General features: G+C 53.9%; 15 protein-coding genes, 2 tRNA genes, 2 rRNA genes and 1 riboswitch. Of the genes, 6 read left to right on the plus strand and 13 right to left on the minus strand.

Annotated features, from left to right (window positions below; translation table 11 throughout):
• Positions 1-49 precede the first annotated feature (49 nt).
• The 4 genes from ACVB80_RS23610 (at position 50) to ACVB80_RS23625 (ending at position 2,451) form a co-directional block, all read left to right on the plus strand.
• Complete coding sequence (locus ACVB80_RS23610; protein ID WP_481083730.1) at positions 50-310, plus strand: BufA1 family periplasmic bufferin-type metallophore; 261 nt, start codon at positions 50-52, stop codon at positions 308-310.
• 62 nt (positions 311-372) lie between these two features.
• Positions 373-1,224: an MNIO family bufferin maturase gene (gene bufB, locus ACVB80_RS23615; protein ID WP_481083731.1), complete on the plus strand. Its 852-nt coding sequence runs from the start codon at positions 373-375 to the stop codon at positions 1,222-1,224.
• Positions 1,202-1,978, plus strand: a complete 777-nt coding sequence (locus ACVB80_RS23620; RefSeq protein ID WP_481083732.1) for an HvfC/BufC N-terminal domain-containing protein — start codon at positions 1,202-1,204, stop codon at positions 1,976-1,978. The genes bufB and ACVB80_RS23620 overlap by 23 nt, the downstream gene beginning before the upstream one ends.
• Entirely contained in the window at positions 1,975-2,451 is a 477-nt protein-coding gene (locus ACVB80_RS23625; protein WP_481083733.1) for a DoxX family protein, read from the plus strand. The genes ACVB80_RS23620 and ACVB80_RS23625 overlap by 4 nt, the downstream gene beginning before the upstream one ends.
• A gap of 200 nt (positions 2,452-2,651) precedes the next feature.
• Here the strand turns inward: ACVB80_RS23625 and tsrA are convergent, their stop codons facing one another.
• Positions 2,652-2,936 (minus strand): H-NS-like global regulator TsrA, encoded by a 285-nt coding sequence (gene tsrA / locus ACVB80_RS23630; RefSeq protein ID WP_481083734.1) that lies wholly within the window; start codon positions 2,934-2,936, stop codon positions 2,652-2,654.
• Between the two features lie 188 nt (positions 2,937-3,124).
• Positions 3,125-4,276, minus strand: a complete 1,152-nt coding sequence (locus ACVB80_RS23635) for a multidrug effflux MFS transporter (RefSeq protein ID WP_481083735.1) — start codon at positions 4,274-4,276, stop codon at positions 3,125-3,127.
• A 144-nt stretch (positions 4,277-4,420) separates the two neighbouring features.
• On the opposite strand from ACVB80_RS23635, the gene ACVB80_RS23640 reads away from it, so the two are divergent.
• Both ACVB80_RS23640 and ACVB80_RS23645 read left to right on the plus strand, forming a co-directional pair.
• On the plus strand, positions 4,421-5,374 hold the full coding sequence (locus ACVB80_RS23640) for a LysR family transcriptional regulator (protein WP_481083736.1): 954 nt from the start codon (positions 4,421-4,423) through the stop codon (positions 5,372-5,374).
• A gap of 153 nt (positions 5,375-5,527) precedes the next feature.
• Complete coding sequence (locus ACVB80_RS23645; protein WP_481083737.1) at positions 5,528-7,318, plus strand: aminopeptidase P family protein; 1,791 nt, start codon at positions 5,528-5,530, stop codon at positions 7,316-7,318.
• Between the two features lie 310 nt (positions 7,319-7,628).
• Here the strand turns inward: ACVB80_RS23645 and thiH are convergent, their stop codons facing one another.
• The 11 genes from thiH to rrf (ACVB80_RS23700) all read right to left on the minus strand — a co-directional run bounded on the left by thiH (position 7,629) and on the right by rrf (ACVB80_RS23700) (position 15,324).
• Positions 7,629-8,762, minus strand: a complete 1,134-nt coding sequence (thiH, locus tag ACVB80_RS23650) for a 2-iminoacetate synthase ThiH (protein ID WP_481083738.1) — start codon at positions 8,760-8,762, stop codon at positions 7,629-7,631.
• 3 nt (positions 8,763-8,765) lie between these two features.
• Complete coding sequence (locus tag ACVB80_RS23655) at positions 8,766-9,554, minus strand: thiazole synthase (RefSeq protein ID WP_481083739.1); 789 nt, start codon at positions 9,552-9,554, stop codon at positions 8,766-8,768.
• A 4-nt stretch (positions 9,555-9,558) separates the two neighbouring features.
• The gene (gene thiS, locus ACVB80_RS23660) at positions 9,559-9,762 is read right to left on the minus strand and encodes a sulfur carrier protein ThiS (protein WP_481083740.1); all 204 of its coding nucleotides are present in this window, start codon (positions 9,760-9,762) and stop codon (positions 9,559-9,561) included.
• Positions 9,759-10,562, minus strand: a complete 804-nt coding sequence (locus tag ACVB80_RS23665) for a HesA/MoeB/ThiF family protein (protein WP_481083741.1) — start codon at positions 10,560-10,562, stop codon at positions 9,759-9,761. The genes thiS and ACVB80_RS23665 overlap by 4 nt, the downstream gene beginning before the upstream one ends.
• A complete protein-coding gene (gene thiE, locus ACVB80_RS23670) occupies positions 10,552-11,775 on the minus strand; it encodes a thiamine phosphate synthase (protein WP_481083742.1) in 1,224 nt (407 codons plus the stop codon). Before thiE ends, ACVB80_RS23665 begins: the two co-directional genes overlap by 11 nt.
• Entirely contained in the window at positions 11,772-13,703 is a 1,932-nt protein-coding gene (gene thiC / locus ACVB80_RS23675) for a phosphomethylpyrimidine synthase ThiC (RefSeq protein ID WP_481083743.1), read from the minus strand. The genes thiE and thiC overlap by 4 nt, the downstream gene beginning before the upstream one ends.
• Before the next feature lie 131 nt (positions 13,704-13,834).
• Positions 13,835-13,949: riboswitch (TPP riboswitch) on the minus strand.
• A gap of 59 nt (positions 13,950-14,008) precedes the next feature.
• Positions 14,009-14,392 (minus strand): fluoride efflux transporter CrcB, encoded by a 384-nt coding sequence (gene crcB / locus ACVB80_RS23680; RefSeq protein WP_481083744.1) that lies wholly within the window; start codon positions 14,390-14,392, stop codon positions 14,009-14,011.
• Positions 14,393-14,850: 458 nt separating this feature from the next.
• Positions 14,851-14,927: transfer RNA gene (locus ACVB80_RS23685), tRNA-Asp, on the minus strand.
• A 26-nt stretch (positions 14,928-14,953) separates the two neighbouring features.
• A 5S ribosomal RNA gene (gene rrf, locus ACVB80_RS23690) occupies positions 14,954-15,069 on the minus strand.
• A 9-nt stretch (positions 15,070-15,078) separates the two neighbouring features.
• Positions 15,079-15,154, minus strand: a tRNA-Thr gene (locus ACVB80_RS23695).
• 54 nt (positions 15,155-15,208) lie between these two features.
• Positions 15,209-15,324, minus strand: a 5S ribosomal RNA gene (gene rrf / locus ACVB80_RS23700).
• Between the last annotated feature and the right edge of the window lie 9 nt (positions 15,325-15,333).

The following is a 15,333-nucleotide window of genomic DNA, read 5'->3' on the forward strand; positions in this document are numbered from 1 at the left end:
ACCGGCCAGGTTGTACTGACAAAACCAAGGATTGAGTGAGGAAACCATTATGAAGAAAGCAAATCTTGCTGTGACTGCGGCGGTAACCGGTCTTCTGGCCCTGGGGGGCACCGCGCTGACCGCGACTTCTGCCGTCGCGGCTGAAAAAGAGAAGTGCTACGGCGTAGCCAAAGCGGGTAAAAATGACTGTGCGACCAAAAACAGCTCCTGTGCCGGGACCTCGAAAGAAGACTTCCAGAAAGACGCCTTCATCGTGGTACCAAAAGGCCTGTGTGACCGCCTTGCCGGTGGCAGCAAATCCTCGTCATGATCCCCGCGGAGGCAAAGTCAGCCTGCTTTGCCTCCACCCGCACCTTTCAGGAGCCTGACCCTATGCACCCACTGACCGGCATTGGACTTCGCACCCCACACCTGGACTTCTTTGAACAGCACTCCGGACAGGCCGGCTGGCTGGAAATCCACAGCGAAAACTACTTTCTGCCCCATTCACTGCAGAGACAGCAGCTGAACAGAATCGCACAGCACTACCCGCTGAGCTGCCACGGTATCGGCCTGTCGCTGGGGTCGGTGGCTCCGGTAAGTGAGTGGCACCTGAAACAGCTCAAACAACTGGTGTCGGATCTGGACCCGGTTCTGGTCTCGGACCATCTCAGCTGGAGCGAAAACGGCGGCCATCACTTTAATGACCTGCTGCCGCTGCCCTACACCGAAGAGGCGCTGGAGGTATTCTGCCGCAATACCCATCAGGTACAGGAAGCGCTTGGACGCAGGATTTTGATAGAAAACCCGTCGAGCTACCTGAGCTTCAGTCACTCAGTGATTCCCGAGTGGGAATTTCTTACCGAAGTGCAGCAACGAACCGGCTGCGGGCTGCTGCTCGATCTCAACAACATTCATGTCTCTGCATTTAACCACGGCTTTTGCGAGCAGGAGTATCTGGCTGCCATCGACCCCAAAACGGTGGAAGAGATCCACCTGGCGGGCTTTTGCGTCAAACAGCTGCCGGAAGGCGAAATCCGCATCGATACCCACAGCCGCCCGGTCAGTGATGAGGTGTGGAAGCTTTACCGGCACTGGCTGGAGAAGGCTTCACCGGTACGAACCCTGATCGAATGGGACCTGGATATTCCACCGGTAGAGGTACTGCTGGAGCAGGCCGCCATCGCAGAAAACTGTCTGAATGCCTGTCAGGAGGCGCGCTATGACCCCGCTCACGTTAGCTGAACTGCAAACCACTTTTGGCCTTGCCCTTCGTTACCAGGCCGCTGGCGGCGACTGCGCTGTTTCAGGTGAAGGGGAAAACGGCTCATTCAGCCCGGAACAACGTATTCAGATTTACCGCAACAACTTTATCAGTGGCCTGAGTGAAGTGCTCGAAGCCACTTACCCAAAAGTACTCGCTCTGGTGGGTGAAGCCTGTTTTGCCCAGCTTGCCCGGCGGCATGTCATCGTTCACCCGCCTGAGCAGGGAGACGTCAGCCGCTACGGCGGGGGCTTTGCCGAAACCCTGACCAGCTTCCCCCGGGTCCTTAACCTGGCCCCGTATTTACAGGCGATGGCGCAGCTGGAGTGGCGGCTTGATCAGGCAAACCAGGCTTTTGGTCACCGGCAACCCAAAAGCTCCCTGCCGCTGACGGGACTCGCCGGACTGAGTGAAGAACAACAGGCAAAAATCGTATTAGCCGTGCCGGACACTCTCAGCTTCAGTGGCTATAACCACGCGGTGTTCAGCCTGTGGCACGCCATCGAAAAAGACGACTTTGACGGACTGGAACTGGATCAGCCACAGGCCGGAGCCGTTGCCATCAGCCCTAACGGCGGACCACTTGTGGCGGCGTTTAACCCTGAACAAATAAAGCTGCTTGAAGCCTGTCTGGCCGGCACACCGCTGGAAGAGATGGATCCGTCCCTGCTGGCCGGGCTGACCGAACTGGCAGAAAACGGATGGATCACCGGATTTTGGAGTAACGAACGATGAAAACGACGATTTCCCAATGGCTGATAAGTTACGACCAGTTCACCGAACGGGTTCAGGCGCTGGTCGTCCCGGCGCTGTTGCTGTTTTGCCGCCTGTGGGCCGGTTATGTGTTTTTTAATTCCGGGCTGACCAAGATCGCCTCCTGGGACAGCACACTCTATCTGTTAGAGTTCGAGTACCAGGTTCCGCTGCTGCCCTGGGAGCTGGCGGCTTATCTGGGTACCGCCGCAGAGCTTATCCTGCCGGTGTTTCTGGTCGCTGGTCTGCTGACCCGCCCGGCGGCGCTGGCGTTGTTTGTGTTTAACATCATCGCCGTGGTCTCTTATCCGGTATTGTGGGAACAGGGTTTTTATGACCACCAGCTGTGGGGACTGATGATCCTGATGGTGATTATCTGGGGACCGGGCTCCCTCTCCCTCGATGGCTGGCTGAGATCGCGGCTCGACATTCATCCTTCCGGGAAATGGATGTGACCGTCTCGTTCTCGTTGAATCAACGATTGAAAAGTAAGTCCGTACTTACTTAACCACCTACAAGTGTATTAAGCAGGTATTTTCTTGTGTTTACACGTGGTTTAATGCTGAAACAGCATCAAAGTCGGAGATAACTTACCACCCCGATATGGAGACTGGCAGCCGCTCCGGCTGCCTTTTTTATTTCGGGGGAAAGTGCATTAACGTTTGGAAAGAAACGCCTGCAGCTCTTCGGCTGAAAAGCCGTCCTGGCTGAGCTCTTTTGCCAGATTTTGTACCGCTTCACCTTTACGTGACTCAATCACCTGCTGAAACTGATACACAATATCGCGCAGCGCAGTCAGCGGAACCTGCTTTGCAGCGCTTCGGATACGCTCTTCGCTTTGGTTACCCAGCTCAGCAAGCAGTTTGCCAAACATAATTTTTTCCGGAGACTCTTCAAGCTGCTCCAGAATTTTGGCCATTTCATACGTCGTTAAAGACATTTCAGCAGTTCTTTCATGTGAGATTAACAAGAGCGGTTAATATACACCGTCTTGGCGGTACGGAAAACCATCAGCCGGTACTTATTTCAGCAGCTGCTAAAATCTCCTGGCAAACCATCACTTAAGGCCAGAAACTAAAAAAGCCGCCCTTTCATAAGGCGGCCTTTGACACGTTCAGACTAAAACGGTTAAGCGCCCTGTTGCGCAGCAGGTGCGTGCCAGGTTTTTCCTTTCGCGGATATCAGTACCAGAATCGCCGGAGCCAGCAGCCACATCAGCATAGCAATCATATCCGGAGCGTCCATACCCAGTCGCTGAACCAGGCCAACAATCACGCCAGAACCACTCATCTGCATCAGTCCCAGCAGCGCTGCAGCGGTACCAGCTTTATCCCCAAATGGCGCCAGTGCTTTTCCGGCGGCGCCGCCCATCACCAGAGCAAAACCGGCAGATGACAGGAAGATTGGTGTCATAAATGCCCATGCGCTGCTTATATTCGCCAGCATCAGCATCAGGGTGCCACCCACCAGCAGGGTAACGATACCGGTCAGCAGAGTTGCGCGGGTGCCCAGCTTCTCCATTACTTTAGGGGCCAGCATGCAGGCTGCGATGTTCACAGCTGCGTTAACCCCAAACCACCAGGTAAACTCGCTCATGTCCAGGCCACGCTGCTCCATCAGGACCACAGGCGCTGACGTCACGTAGCCCAGGATCACCGCCATGCCCAGCATACAGAGCGATGCGTGAAACAGAAAACTCGGGGTACTCAGTACCGACCAGTAGCGCTGAAAACGAAACATCGGTTCGTGGCTTGGCTTCGGCATGGTTTCCTTATAGCTCATTACCATCAGGCTGCCCACGACAACCGCATAACCCGCCATAAAACTGAAGTTACTGCGCCAGCCAAAGTGCTGGGTCAGCCATGCTCCCAGGATGGGTGCCAGGGCTGGAATAAAGCAGATAGCACCGTTCAGGTAGCTGATCATCTTGCCGCTTTCACGCGGACCAAAAATATCGCGAACCGTTGCAAAGGCCGCTACCGATGTCGCACACGCACCTAAGCCTTGCAGCAACCGGGCTACCAGCATCCACTCTATCGACTGAGCCCCCCACGCCAATAAGGCGCTCAGTCCGTAGATTGCGATTCCCCCTAATGCAACGGTTCGTCGTCCGTACCTGTCCGCAACCGGGCCTGCGATCAACTGACCAAGTCCCATCGAGAACAGGAAAAATGTAATCGTATCCTGAGCCAGCGTATGTTCCACGTGAAACGCCTGGGCCATGGTTGGCAACGCTGGCAGGTAAATATCAATCGCCAATGGACTGAACAGTACCAACATTATCAGTAACACCATTTGTTTTTTGCCCGACTTTTCCACCACAGAACTCCTGATTATTGCTCGTACTGCAGAGTATATGCGGTTAGAATTATGAACAGAAATGGATGTTTTTCATTCGTGTTATTCCTGGGGGGAATTTTAGGCATGAAAATAGACCAGTTATCCCGCATCGACCTCAATCTGCTGGTGTGCCTGAGCGTACTGATTGAAGAGCTCAACGTAACCCGCGCCGCATCCAGGCTCAGTCTCACCCAGTCTGCGGTCAGCAAATCCCTTTCGAAGCTGAGAGAGCAGTTCGACGACCCGCTTTTTTACCGTACCGCACACGGACTGAGACCCAGCCCTAAGTGCCTGCACCTCAAACCCAAGCTGGACAGTCTGATCCATCATCTTGAAGACCTGACCCAGCCAGAAGGATTCGACCCGCAGACCTCTACTCGTAAGATCCACATATCACTTGTTGAAAGTGTTTACCCGCTTATCCTTCCCCACTTCCTGCCGGATATATTCGCCCAGGCTCCGCAGATCAATATCACCACCCACGCCTGGGAGGCGGATACTTTCAAACAGATACAGGCCGGAGAAATTGACCTTGGGATCACAGGCAAGGATATCGACATAACCGATGCCGCCATGACCATGCTGCCACCCAAAGATATTCTCTGGCAGGAGATCTATCGTGACCATCAGGTTTGTCTGGTGCGAAAGGACCACCCCCTTCTTGAACAACACTGGGATCTGAACGCCTACCTGAGTCAGCGCCACGTACAGGTTCGCTGTGACGGTAACGACCGCTGGCTGCTCGACTTCCGCCTCGCCGACCTTGGTCTGGAGCGGGATATCGCCATGTACGTGCCGGACTTTAACAGCGCTGCCAGCCTTTGCTCTTATACCGATCTGGTATTTACCGCTCCGCGTCACTTCTGCTGCTATATAGAGCAGTTCCTTGACCTGACTGTCATCCCACTTCCGACCGAACTGCCGCCAATGGCCTACACCCTTTTCTGGCACAAGGACCGGCAGGACGACCCGTCGCTGATCTGGCTGCGGGAACTGATACAACAAAAAACCCTGCACCTTGGTAACAGCACTGACTAACGGCCTCCGCCGGGGGCCCGGACGCCATCAGTGAAACCTGATTTTTCCAGTTGCAGGAAGCATTTGCGCGCACGCAGAAAAAGCACTAGCCTGTAGGCTGTTTCCTGTCCGGTGATGGTAACCGGATAAGCAGAACAAAAAGGACAATAACCCATGCATACGAGTACCGCACAAAAGGTCACCTCACTGAGAGAGTGGCTGTCTGAACACCAGTTTGACGCTCTGATCATCCCTCACGAAGACGAGTTTCTGGGTGAATACATCCCGGCCCACAACGAACGCCTGCTGTGGGCAACCGGATTTACCGGCTCGGCCGGTGCCGCTGTGATCACCAAAGAGCGAGCAGCCATGTTTGTTGATGGCCGCTACACAGTTCAGGTAACCAAACAGGTACCGGCAGAGGTTTTTGAATACTGTCACCTTATTCAGAATCCACCTGTCAGCTGGATTCTGGCTGAGCTCCCTGCAGGCAGCAAAGTTGCAGTGGATGCCAGAATGCATTCTGCACAGTGGCTGACCAAAGCACAGCAGCAACTGGCCGGACACGCCGAACTGGTAGTGATTGACACCAACCCGGTTGATACTCTGTGGCATGACCGCCCGGCACCGGTTTACAGCGACATCTCCCTGATGGAAACCGATCGCAGTGGCCAGCCGAGCGCGGAAAAACGCGATGAAATCGCCGCGCTGCTGAAAGAACAGAAAGCCGATGCTGCGGTACTGACTCAGCTCGACAGCATCTGCTGGTTGCTGAACATCCGTGGCCTTGATGTTTCCTGTCTGCCGGTTGTGCTGTCTCACGCAATCGTTTACAGCGATGCCAGCGTTGACTTCTTTGTCGACCCGGCGCGCCTGCCACAGGAGTTTGCTGCGCATGTGGGTACAGGCGTCAACGTCTGCCCACCGGCAGAGCTTGGTAATAAGCTGGCAGCCCTGAGTGGCAAAACCGTACTGATCGATCCGGCCACCAGCAATGCCTGGTTTACCCTGCAACTGCAGAACGCAGGCGCGAACCTGACTGAACAGGCCGACCCGTGCCTGCTGCCAAAAGCCGCCAAAAACGCAACCGAAGTCGGTGGAATGCAGGCTTGTCATATCCGCGATGGTGCAGCAATGGCCAAATTCCTTTGCTGGCTGGACGCTCAGGTAGCCAAAGGCGAACTGGGTGATGAAGCAGTAATGGCTGACCGCCTGCAGGCTTTCCGTGAAGAAGATCCGACTCTGGTCGACCTGAGCTTCGATACTATTTCTGCCGCTGGCGGCAACGCGGCCATGTGTCACTACAACCACAACGACCAGCCTCAGCCTGGCAAGCTGGAAATGGATACCCTCTACCTGGTTGATTCAGGCGGTCAGTACCTTGACGGCACCACCGACATCACCCGTACCATCGCCATCGGTCAGCCAAGCGATGAAATGAAGCAGCAGTTTACCCTGGTACTGAAAGGCCATATCGCACTGGCGAAAGCCCTGTTCCCTGCAGGCACTACCGGTCATCAGTTGGACGTACTGGCGCGTATGCCACTGTGGTCTCAGGGTTATAACTTTGACCACGGCACCGGCCATGGTGTGGGTCACTTCCTGAGTGTTCACGAAGGTCCTCAGCGTATCGCTCCGGCAGTAAACACCGTTGCCCTGCTGCCAGGTATGATTCTGTCTAACGAGCCTGGCTACTACCGCGCAGACGAGTTTGGTATCCGCATCGAAAACCTGGAACTGGTAAAAGAGAAAGCTACCAATGGCGATATGACCATGCTGGGCTTTGAGTCACTGACCCGTTGTCCGATCGACAAGCGCTGCATCAACGTCAACATGCTGAACCGCCCTGAACTGGAATGGCTGAACGACTACCACGCTAAAGTATGGCAGGAAGTGAGCCCACTGGTTGATGGCGAAGTGAAAGCCTGGCTGGAGCAGGCTACGGCGGCACTGAGTTACGAGTAAAGGCTCTGGGTACTGGGTACTGGGTACTGGGTACTGGGTACTGCAGGTTTTCCCACGCTGTGATTGGCGTCAAGTTGATGCTTCCACTATCTCACAGCGAATCATCAAGCCAGCCCAGAAACCCAGGTCCCCGTAGCGGAGCGACCCAGAACCCAATATCCCCCCGATAGTCGCACTCAGCTATCGGGGTTCTTTTTTGCCTCAGCTTACCTGAACAGACTCTGCTGTTTCATCCCGTGTTTCACGTGAAACACCGATACGACTCAGGAACAGCGACAACAATCAGTCATAAACCGAGTCAGGATTATGATTATACTGATGCATCCGTGTATCCACCTGAATAAGCTTGGTGCCAGTCCCGCCAGACAACTTCCAGTCCTTTGGATTTGATTGCTGCAGCAACCTCTTCCGCACTGCGTTCATCGCTGATAGCGAACTGCTCCAGTTCCTGCTGTGGTTCCGCATAACCGCCCGGCTGAGTCTGGGATGCGGCGGATACGGTGGTGATCCCCAGAGGCATCACGTTATCGCGAAAGTGCTCAGACTCCCTGGTTGAGAGCGACAACTCGACTTCGTTGTTAAACAGACGATAGGCGCAAATCAGTTGCACCAGCTGCCTGTCACTCATCACCGATTTGGGCTCAATGCTGCCCTCACAGGGACGGATGCGCGGGAACGAAATGGAGTAGCGGCTCGTCCAGTAGGTCCGCTCCAGGTAGCTCAGGTGCTCTGCAACGAAACAGCTTTCCGTGCGCCAGTCATCCAGACCGATTAACGCGCCAATACCAATTTTATCGATGCCGGCAGATGCTAACCGGTCGGCGGTATTCAGGCGATACTCAAAGTCGCTTTTGTTCCCTTTCAGGTGATGCTTTGCATACGTCGATGGATGATAACTCTCCTGATATACCATCACCGCATCGAGCCCAAGCTCTCTCAGCTCAGCGTATTCATCCTGCTTCAGGGGCTGCACTTCCATGGCCAGATAACTGAATTCAGGCCGGACTTTTGGCAGCACCTGACGGAAGTAATCCATCCCGACTTTGCGCTCATGCTCGCCGGTGACCAGCAACAGACTGTCAAAACCCATGGCCTTAATCGCACGGATTTCAGCGCCAATTTCAGCTTCAGTAAGCGTCTTTCGTTTGATCCTGTGCTCCATCGAAAAGCCACAATAAGTGCACTGATTGGAGCACAGATTGGAAAGATAAAGTGGCACATACATCGAAACCGTATGACCAAAACGCTTACGGGTCGCAGCAAAAGACAATTGAGCCATCTGTTCCAGATAAGGCTCTGCAGCCGGAGAAAGCAACGCCATAAAGTCATCCAGACTACGGCTGGATTTGCCCAGTGCCGCTTCGACATCCCGCGCTGTTTTCGAGTAGATGGACATACGGGTTTGCTCCCAGTCCAGTTCCCTGAAGTAGTCACTAAACGCCATGGTCTAACTCTCCAGAAATGCGGTCAGAGGGCTCGACGCGCTGGCCTGAATACCCTTTCCTGCCAACCCGCTTTTATAAGCAATACGTCCTGCCTCTACTGCGAGCCTGAACGCATTTGCCATCACGACAGGATCGCTGGCCGATGCGATAGCGGTATTCACCAGCACGGCATCAGCCCCCATTTCCATCGCTTTGGCCGCATGTGAAGGTGCACCTATGCCGGCATCCACGACTACAGGGACATTCGCCTGTTCAATGATAATCCGCAGGAACTCTTCCGATACCAGCCCCTGGTTTGAACCGATTGGAGCCCCCAACGGCATCACTGCTGCACAGCCCACCTCTTCGAGGCGCTTACACAACACCGGGTCAGCATGGCAGTACGGCAGGACCACAAATCCCTCTTTTACCAGTTGCTCTGCCGCCGCCAGGGTTTCGATTGGGTCCGGCATCAGGTACTTGGGATCGGGATGAATCTCCAGCTTGAGCCAGCTGGTACCGAGTGCTTCACGCGCCAGGTGCGCAGCAAAAATGGCTTCTTTTGCCGTTTTGGCTCCGGACGTATTTGGCAGCAGTTTGATTTTGTTTTCGATCAAAGGCCCAAGGATGTCGTCCTGACGTTCATTCAGATCCACCCGCCTGAGCGCCATGGTCGCCAGCTGCGAACCGGATTCAATCAATGACTGAGCCATCAGACGGCCGGAAGCAAACTTGCCGGTACCAGTGAACAGGCGCGACTCAAACTCATGACCGGCGATAACCAGCCTGTCTTTACTATTCAGTTTTTGCATCCTTTTACCCTCCTGCAATGGCCTGAAACAGGCTGATCTGGTCACCGTCATTGACCACATAACCGGCCCAATCAGCGCGTGGAATGATCACCTGATTGACGGCCGCTGCGTGGCCATTTACAGATTCCAGCAGCCCTTTGATTAGTTGCTCCAGCGTAGTCGCTTCCGCAACAGTCACGTATTCCTGATTAACACTGACAGTAATCATGCGTAGTTCTCCTTGTTCTCAGCAGTCACACTCTTCCTGGCTGATGTTTCTGCGGCAGTGGCTGAACAGTCCGGACAGTCAGCTGATTGAGTCAGCTGCAGCTGACGCCAGCTGAAGCTCTGACCCTTAAACAACTGCAACCTGCCAGCTGCATTACCCTCTACACCCAGCAAATAACGCAAAGCCAGCAACGCCTGACTGCTGCCCATAACACCCACGGCCGGTCCGGCAACACCAAGCGTACTGCAGTTACGTTTCTGCTCCGGTGGCGCGGGAAACAGGCACCGGTAGCAGGGCTGTCCGGCATCAGGCCTGAGCAGAAGAAGCTGGCCATTCCAGCCGGTCACAGCCGCGCTGATAAGAGGTTTCCCTGCTTTTAAACAGGCCTGATTCACCGCATAACGCGTATCAAAGTTGTCGCTGCAGTCCAGCACCAAATCGGCCTGCTGCACTTCCAGTAACAGACGCTCTCCATCGAGCATCGCCTGAACCGACCTGACCCGGATCTGAGGATTCGCGGCCAGAACCTGATCAGCCAGCGCCGCAGCTTTGTTATGCGAAACGCTTTGCTGGCTGAATCCAATCTGACGATGCAGGTTACTGACTTCCACACAATCCCCGTCGGCCAGAACCAGGTTGCCCACCCCGGCACCACCCAGATAGAGCGCAACCGGATTTCCCAGTCCGCCACACCCTACAACCAGCACCCTGGCCTGACTGAGCCTTTGCTGCCCCTGCTCTCCAATTTCATCCAGCGCAATTTGTCGCTGATAGCGGATAAACTCGTTGTCAGAGAGCATTGGCGTTCTCCCGGGATTTCTCAAACCTCTGTTCCAAAAGCCGGGTAAATGCCTTAAACACTTTTTCCGGCTCACTGCTCTGAGTAACGGCCCTGACCACAGCCAGACTGTCAACGCCACATGCCAGTACCTGCTCTGCGTTGGTCAGGTCGATACCGCCAATAGCAACGGTTGGAATACCTGCAGACAGACGCTGGTAGCGCGCCAGTCGAACCAGGCCCTGAGGCTTTGAAGGCATCTGTTTTGTAGTGGTTGGGAATATGTGGCCAAGAGCGATGTAGCTCGGCTGAAGCTGTCTGATACGCATCAGTTCATAGTAGCCATGAGTCGAAAGACCCAGTCGGATACCGGCAGACTGAATCGCATCCAGGTCTGCGACTTCCAGATCTTCCTGACCAAGGTGAACGCCGTATGCCCCATACTTAATAGCGAGTTGCCAGTAATCATTGATGTACAGCTGTGCCTTATTTTCCCTTCCCAGAGCAGATGCCTTTTCGATCTGTTGTTCAAGGTCAGGCTGAAACGGGTCCTTGATCCGCAGTTGGACTGTTTTCACACCCAGCGTCAGCAAACGCTCGACCCACTCCACGCTGTCTACAACAGGGTAGAATCCGAGCTCAACACGGTCAGTTGGAAGGAACTGTACTCTGTTGAGCCCACAGGCTCTGATACCCAGGGCTGGGTCATTCAGTACCGGTGTTGGAAACAGCTCAGGCTCGGTCGGCCATGTTTCACGTGAAACACCGGTTATTGTTGCCGCTCGTGCCAACATCAGTGCATCTTCCAAAGGAAAATCCAGTGCCAGCGCCGTCATCAACCAGGCTAAATGTGGTTCGCGCTCACCTGCGTTTTCATAATAAACAGCGCAAGTGTTTCCTTCGCTGTTGAGCCACAAGTCCACAAGCCCACCCTGATAGTGCGCGCCGAAAACTACCTGTTTTGGGCTTAATCCGGCAACCAGCTGGTTGGCTTCACCACTACCATTTAAAGCTCTGTCTTCAGGGCCATAGTTGAGATGGGTTGCATCATTCTGATCTGAGTCCGGAGAGAAGCGCAGGCTTCTCCCCTCCAAATCAAGCTCAAAGTATCGAGCAGGGCTTATGCCCAGCTCCACTTTGCTGATGTCGAACCCCTGCTCCTCTGCTGCGAATAGGCAGTTCTGTACCAACCCGGTCAGCTCAATGAAATCAACCGGGATTAATAACCGGTTCATGACTCCAGCTCTCCTTCCTCAGCCAGACGATATAACTGAGAACCCTGAGCTTTAAACTGCTCAGATTTCTGCTTCATGCCTTCGAGTGGATCATCCAGCAGGCTCACTTCAATCGCTTCGCCCTGATTGATGCCTTTGGCGTACTCGCGCACTTCCTGAGAAATCTTCATGGAACAGAACTTGGGGCCGCACATAGAACAGAAGTGCGCGACCTTGCCGGAGTCCTGAGGCAGGGTCTCATCATGGAATGCCCGCGCCGTAACAGGGTCAAGCGAAAGGTTAAACTGGTCTTCCCAGCGGAACTCAAAGCGGGCTTTTGACAATGCGTTATCACGCACCTGTGCACCCGGGTGGCCCTTCGCAAGGTCGGCTGCGTGAGCGGCAAGTTTGTAAGTGATGAGACCGGTCTTAACGTCTTCTTTGTTTGGCAGCCCCAGGTGTTCTTTTGGTGTCACGTAGCAAAGCATGGCACATCCGTACCAACCGATCAGCGCAGCACCGATACCGGAAGTAATGTGGTCATAGCCTGGCGCAATGTCGGTGGTCAGGGGGCCAAGGGTATAGAAAGGCGCTTCGTGGCAGTGCTCTAACTGCTCATCCATGTTCTCTTTGATCATGTGCATCGGGATATGGCCCGGGCCTTCGATAATCACCTGAACATCGTGTTCCCATGCGATCGTCGTCAGCTCACCCAGAGTTCTCAGCTCTGCAAACTGAGCCTCGTCATTGGCATCCGCAACTGAGCCTGGACGCAGGCCATCCCCCAGTGAAAGTGAGATATCGTACTGAGCACAGATCTCACAAATTTCACGGAAATGGGTATAAAGAAAGCTCTCCTGGTGATGAGCCAGACACCACTTGGCAATGATGGAACCACCACGGGAAACAATCCCGGTTACGCGCTTCGCCGTCATCGGCACATGGTGAAGACGCAGACCAGCGTGAATGGTGAAGTAATCCACCCCCTGTTCCGCCTGTTCGATCAGGGTATCGCGCATCACTTCCCAGGTCAGGTTCTCTGCAATGCCGTTTACCTTTTCCAGCGCCTGATACATAGGTACGGTTCCGATCGGAACCGGACTGTTACGCAGGATCCACTCGCGGGTCTCATGAATATTACGGCCGGTGGAGAGGTCCATGACGGTATCGGCACCCCAGCGGGTAGACCATACCAGCTTCTCGACTTCTTCTTCGATGGAGGAAGTGACCGAAGAGTTACCTATGTTAGCGTTCACTTTCACCAGAAAGTTACGCCCGATGATCATAGGTTCAGCTTCAGGATGGTTGATGTTGGCCGGGATGATCGCCCTGCCTTCCGCCACTTCCCGGCGGACAAATTCAGGGGTGATGTCTTCGGGCAGATTCGCACCAAAGCTCTGGCCCGGATGCTGAATGTTCAGCTGCTCATCACGGTACTTCTGCCGGCCCATGTTTTCGCGAATGGCAATGTACTCCATCTCAGGGGTAATAATTCCCTGACGGGCATAGTGCATCTGAGTCACGCACTTCCCTTCTTTGGCGCGTTTTACCGGAGGCAGATTACCGTAACGAAGTTCATCCAGGGTTTCGTCGTTGAGCCGCTCTTGGGTGTAGACTGAGCTTACACTTTCAAGCAGCTCGGTATCACCGCGGTCATCAATCCACTCACTGCGCAGCTTTGGCAGGCCGCTGTAAAGGTCGATATGGTGCTCAGGGTCGGTGTAAACACCAGAGGTGTCATAGACGCGTACCGGCTCATTGGGTTCAAACACCGGGTTATCTTTGGTACCACCGACGAGACTGTCGGCCAGGGAGATCTCACGCATTGGTACCCGAATGTTATTCAGGCTTCCCTCAACGTAGACTTTTTCAGAATTGGGGTAAGGAGTCACAGACAGGCTGTCAATGAATTGCTTCGCCTGTTGTCTGGCTTGTTTACGTGTCGACATCGCATTTTTCCTATTGAGTAATATGAAGAAAATGCTTATCGGATTGGTGCTACAAGAGGCTCCCTGAATCTGAGACAGATCAGGAGCGCGAAAGACAGGACGGCAAAATTCAGACAGAGTGCCGCCTATTTGAATTATCTTCTCTTGTTCCCTTCGCAGGTATTAGCCTGATCAGGTTCAACGGATCCCGCAATGCGGTCTCAGCTATGCCCTCCAAAAGAGGACTAAGCACTCCGACAAGTGGCGACTATTATAGAGAGTTGCCGGTGAATTAACCAACAACTTTTTAACGTCTCCTAGTCTTATCAGCTGCGCATCAGCAACTGGAAACCAAGCCAGGCCGCTGAAATACTCAGTACTACGTTCAGGAGTACGTTAAGGCCCATCTTGAAAAACGCCCCCTGCTGCATCAGCAGGACGTTGTCCATCGAGAAAGTAGAGAAGGTGGTCAGGGCACCGAGAAACCCCAGACCGATGATCTGACGCCAGGGCTCAGTCGCCAGCAACTCACTTTCAAAGGCCGCGATCAGCAGACCCATGATGAAAGAACCCACTACGTTAACGGTCAGCGTGCCATAAGGAAATCCGCGCCCAAGCAGAACCACACACAGCTCAGACACCAAATAACGCGAGCAGGCACCAAATGCCCCACCCAGTGCGATAAAACCTAAAATGTACCCCTGGCCCATACCAGACTCCTGAAAATGCGCAATGGCCCTATTCTAAGGATTGTGGGCTGAAAAACGAGCGCTAATTCGCTGAAAAAGCGCAACATAACCTCTCATCAAACGCTCTGCTTTTAAAAAGTTACAGGAGTCACTTTTGTGAAATGTTCAGAGCTTCTGTATGGCGTTTTAAGGGGATGAAGGTGAAAGTGGTGTGGAATGTTCGCTTTGATGGCAATGAAGCTGTCAGTGGGCTTTCTGGAGTAAATACAGGGACGTGTGCGCTGCGCTTCGTGGGACGAGATTCGGGGAACAACGGTTCTGTGGAGAGTGTGAAACTGAGCATGGTGGAACACCATAGCCCCTCGAACCACGGAGCGAAGCGCCCGCGTACCACGAACCAATCCCCCGAAACCGGAAGTAAACTTTTCAGTCCCCAGAAACACAAAAAGCCCCGTCAATCGACGAGGCTTCAAAAGAAGTGGCGGAGTGGACGGGACTCGAACCCGCGACCCCCGGCGTGACAGGCCGGTATTCTAACCAACTGAACTACCACTCCGCTGGTCAGACAAGTCTGAAATATAATCCTGACGATGTCCTACTCTCACATGGGGAAGCCCCACACTACCATCGGCGCTATTGCGTTTCACTTCTGAGTTCGGCAAGGAATCAGGTGGGTCCACAATGCTATGGTCGTCAAGAAAAATTACTGGTGCTGATACCCAGACTCGAACTGGGGACCTCATCCTTACCAAGGATGCGCTCTACCACCTGAGCTATATCAGCACACTGAATTTGGTGGTAAGCCTGCTTTGTCCAAAGCAAACTTTAAAATTTGAAGCCTGGCGATGTCCTACTCTCACATGGGGAAGCCCCACACTACCATCGGCGCTATTGCGTTTCACTTCTGAGTTCGGCAAGGAATCAGGTGGGTCCACAACGCTATGGTCGCCAAGCAAATTCTT

This window comes from Vibrio sp. 9-16B-A1, from assembly GCF_056726165.1.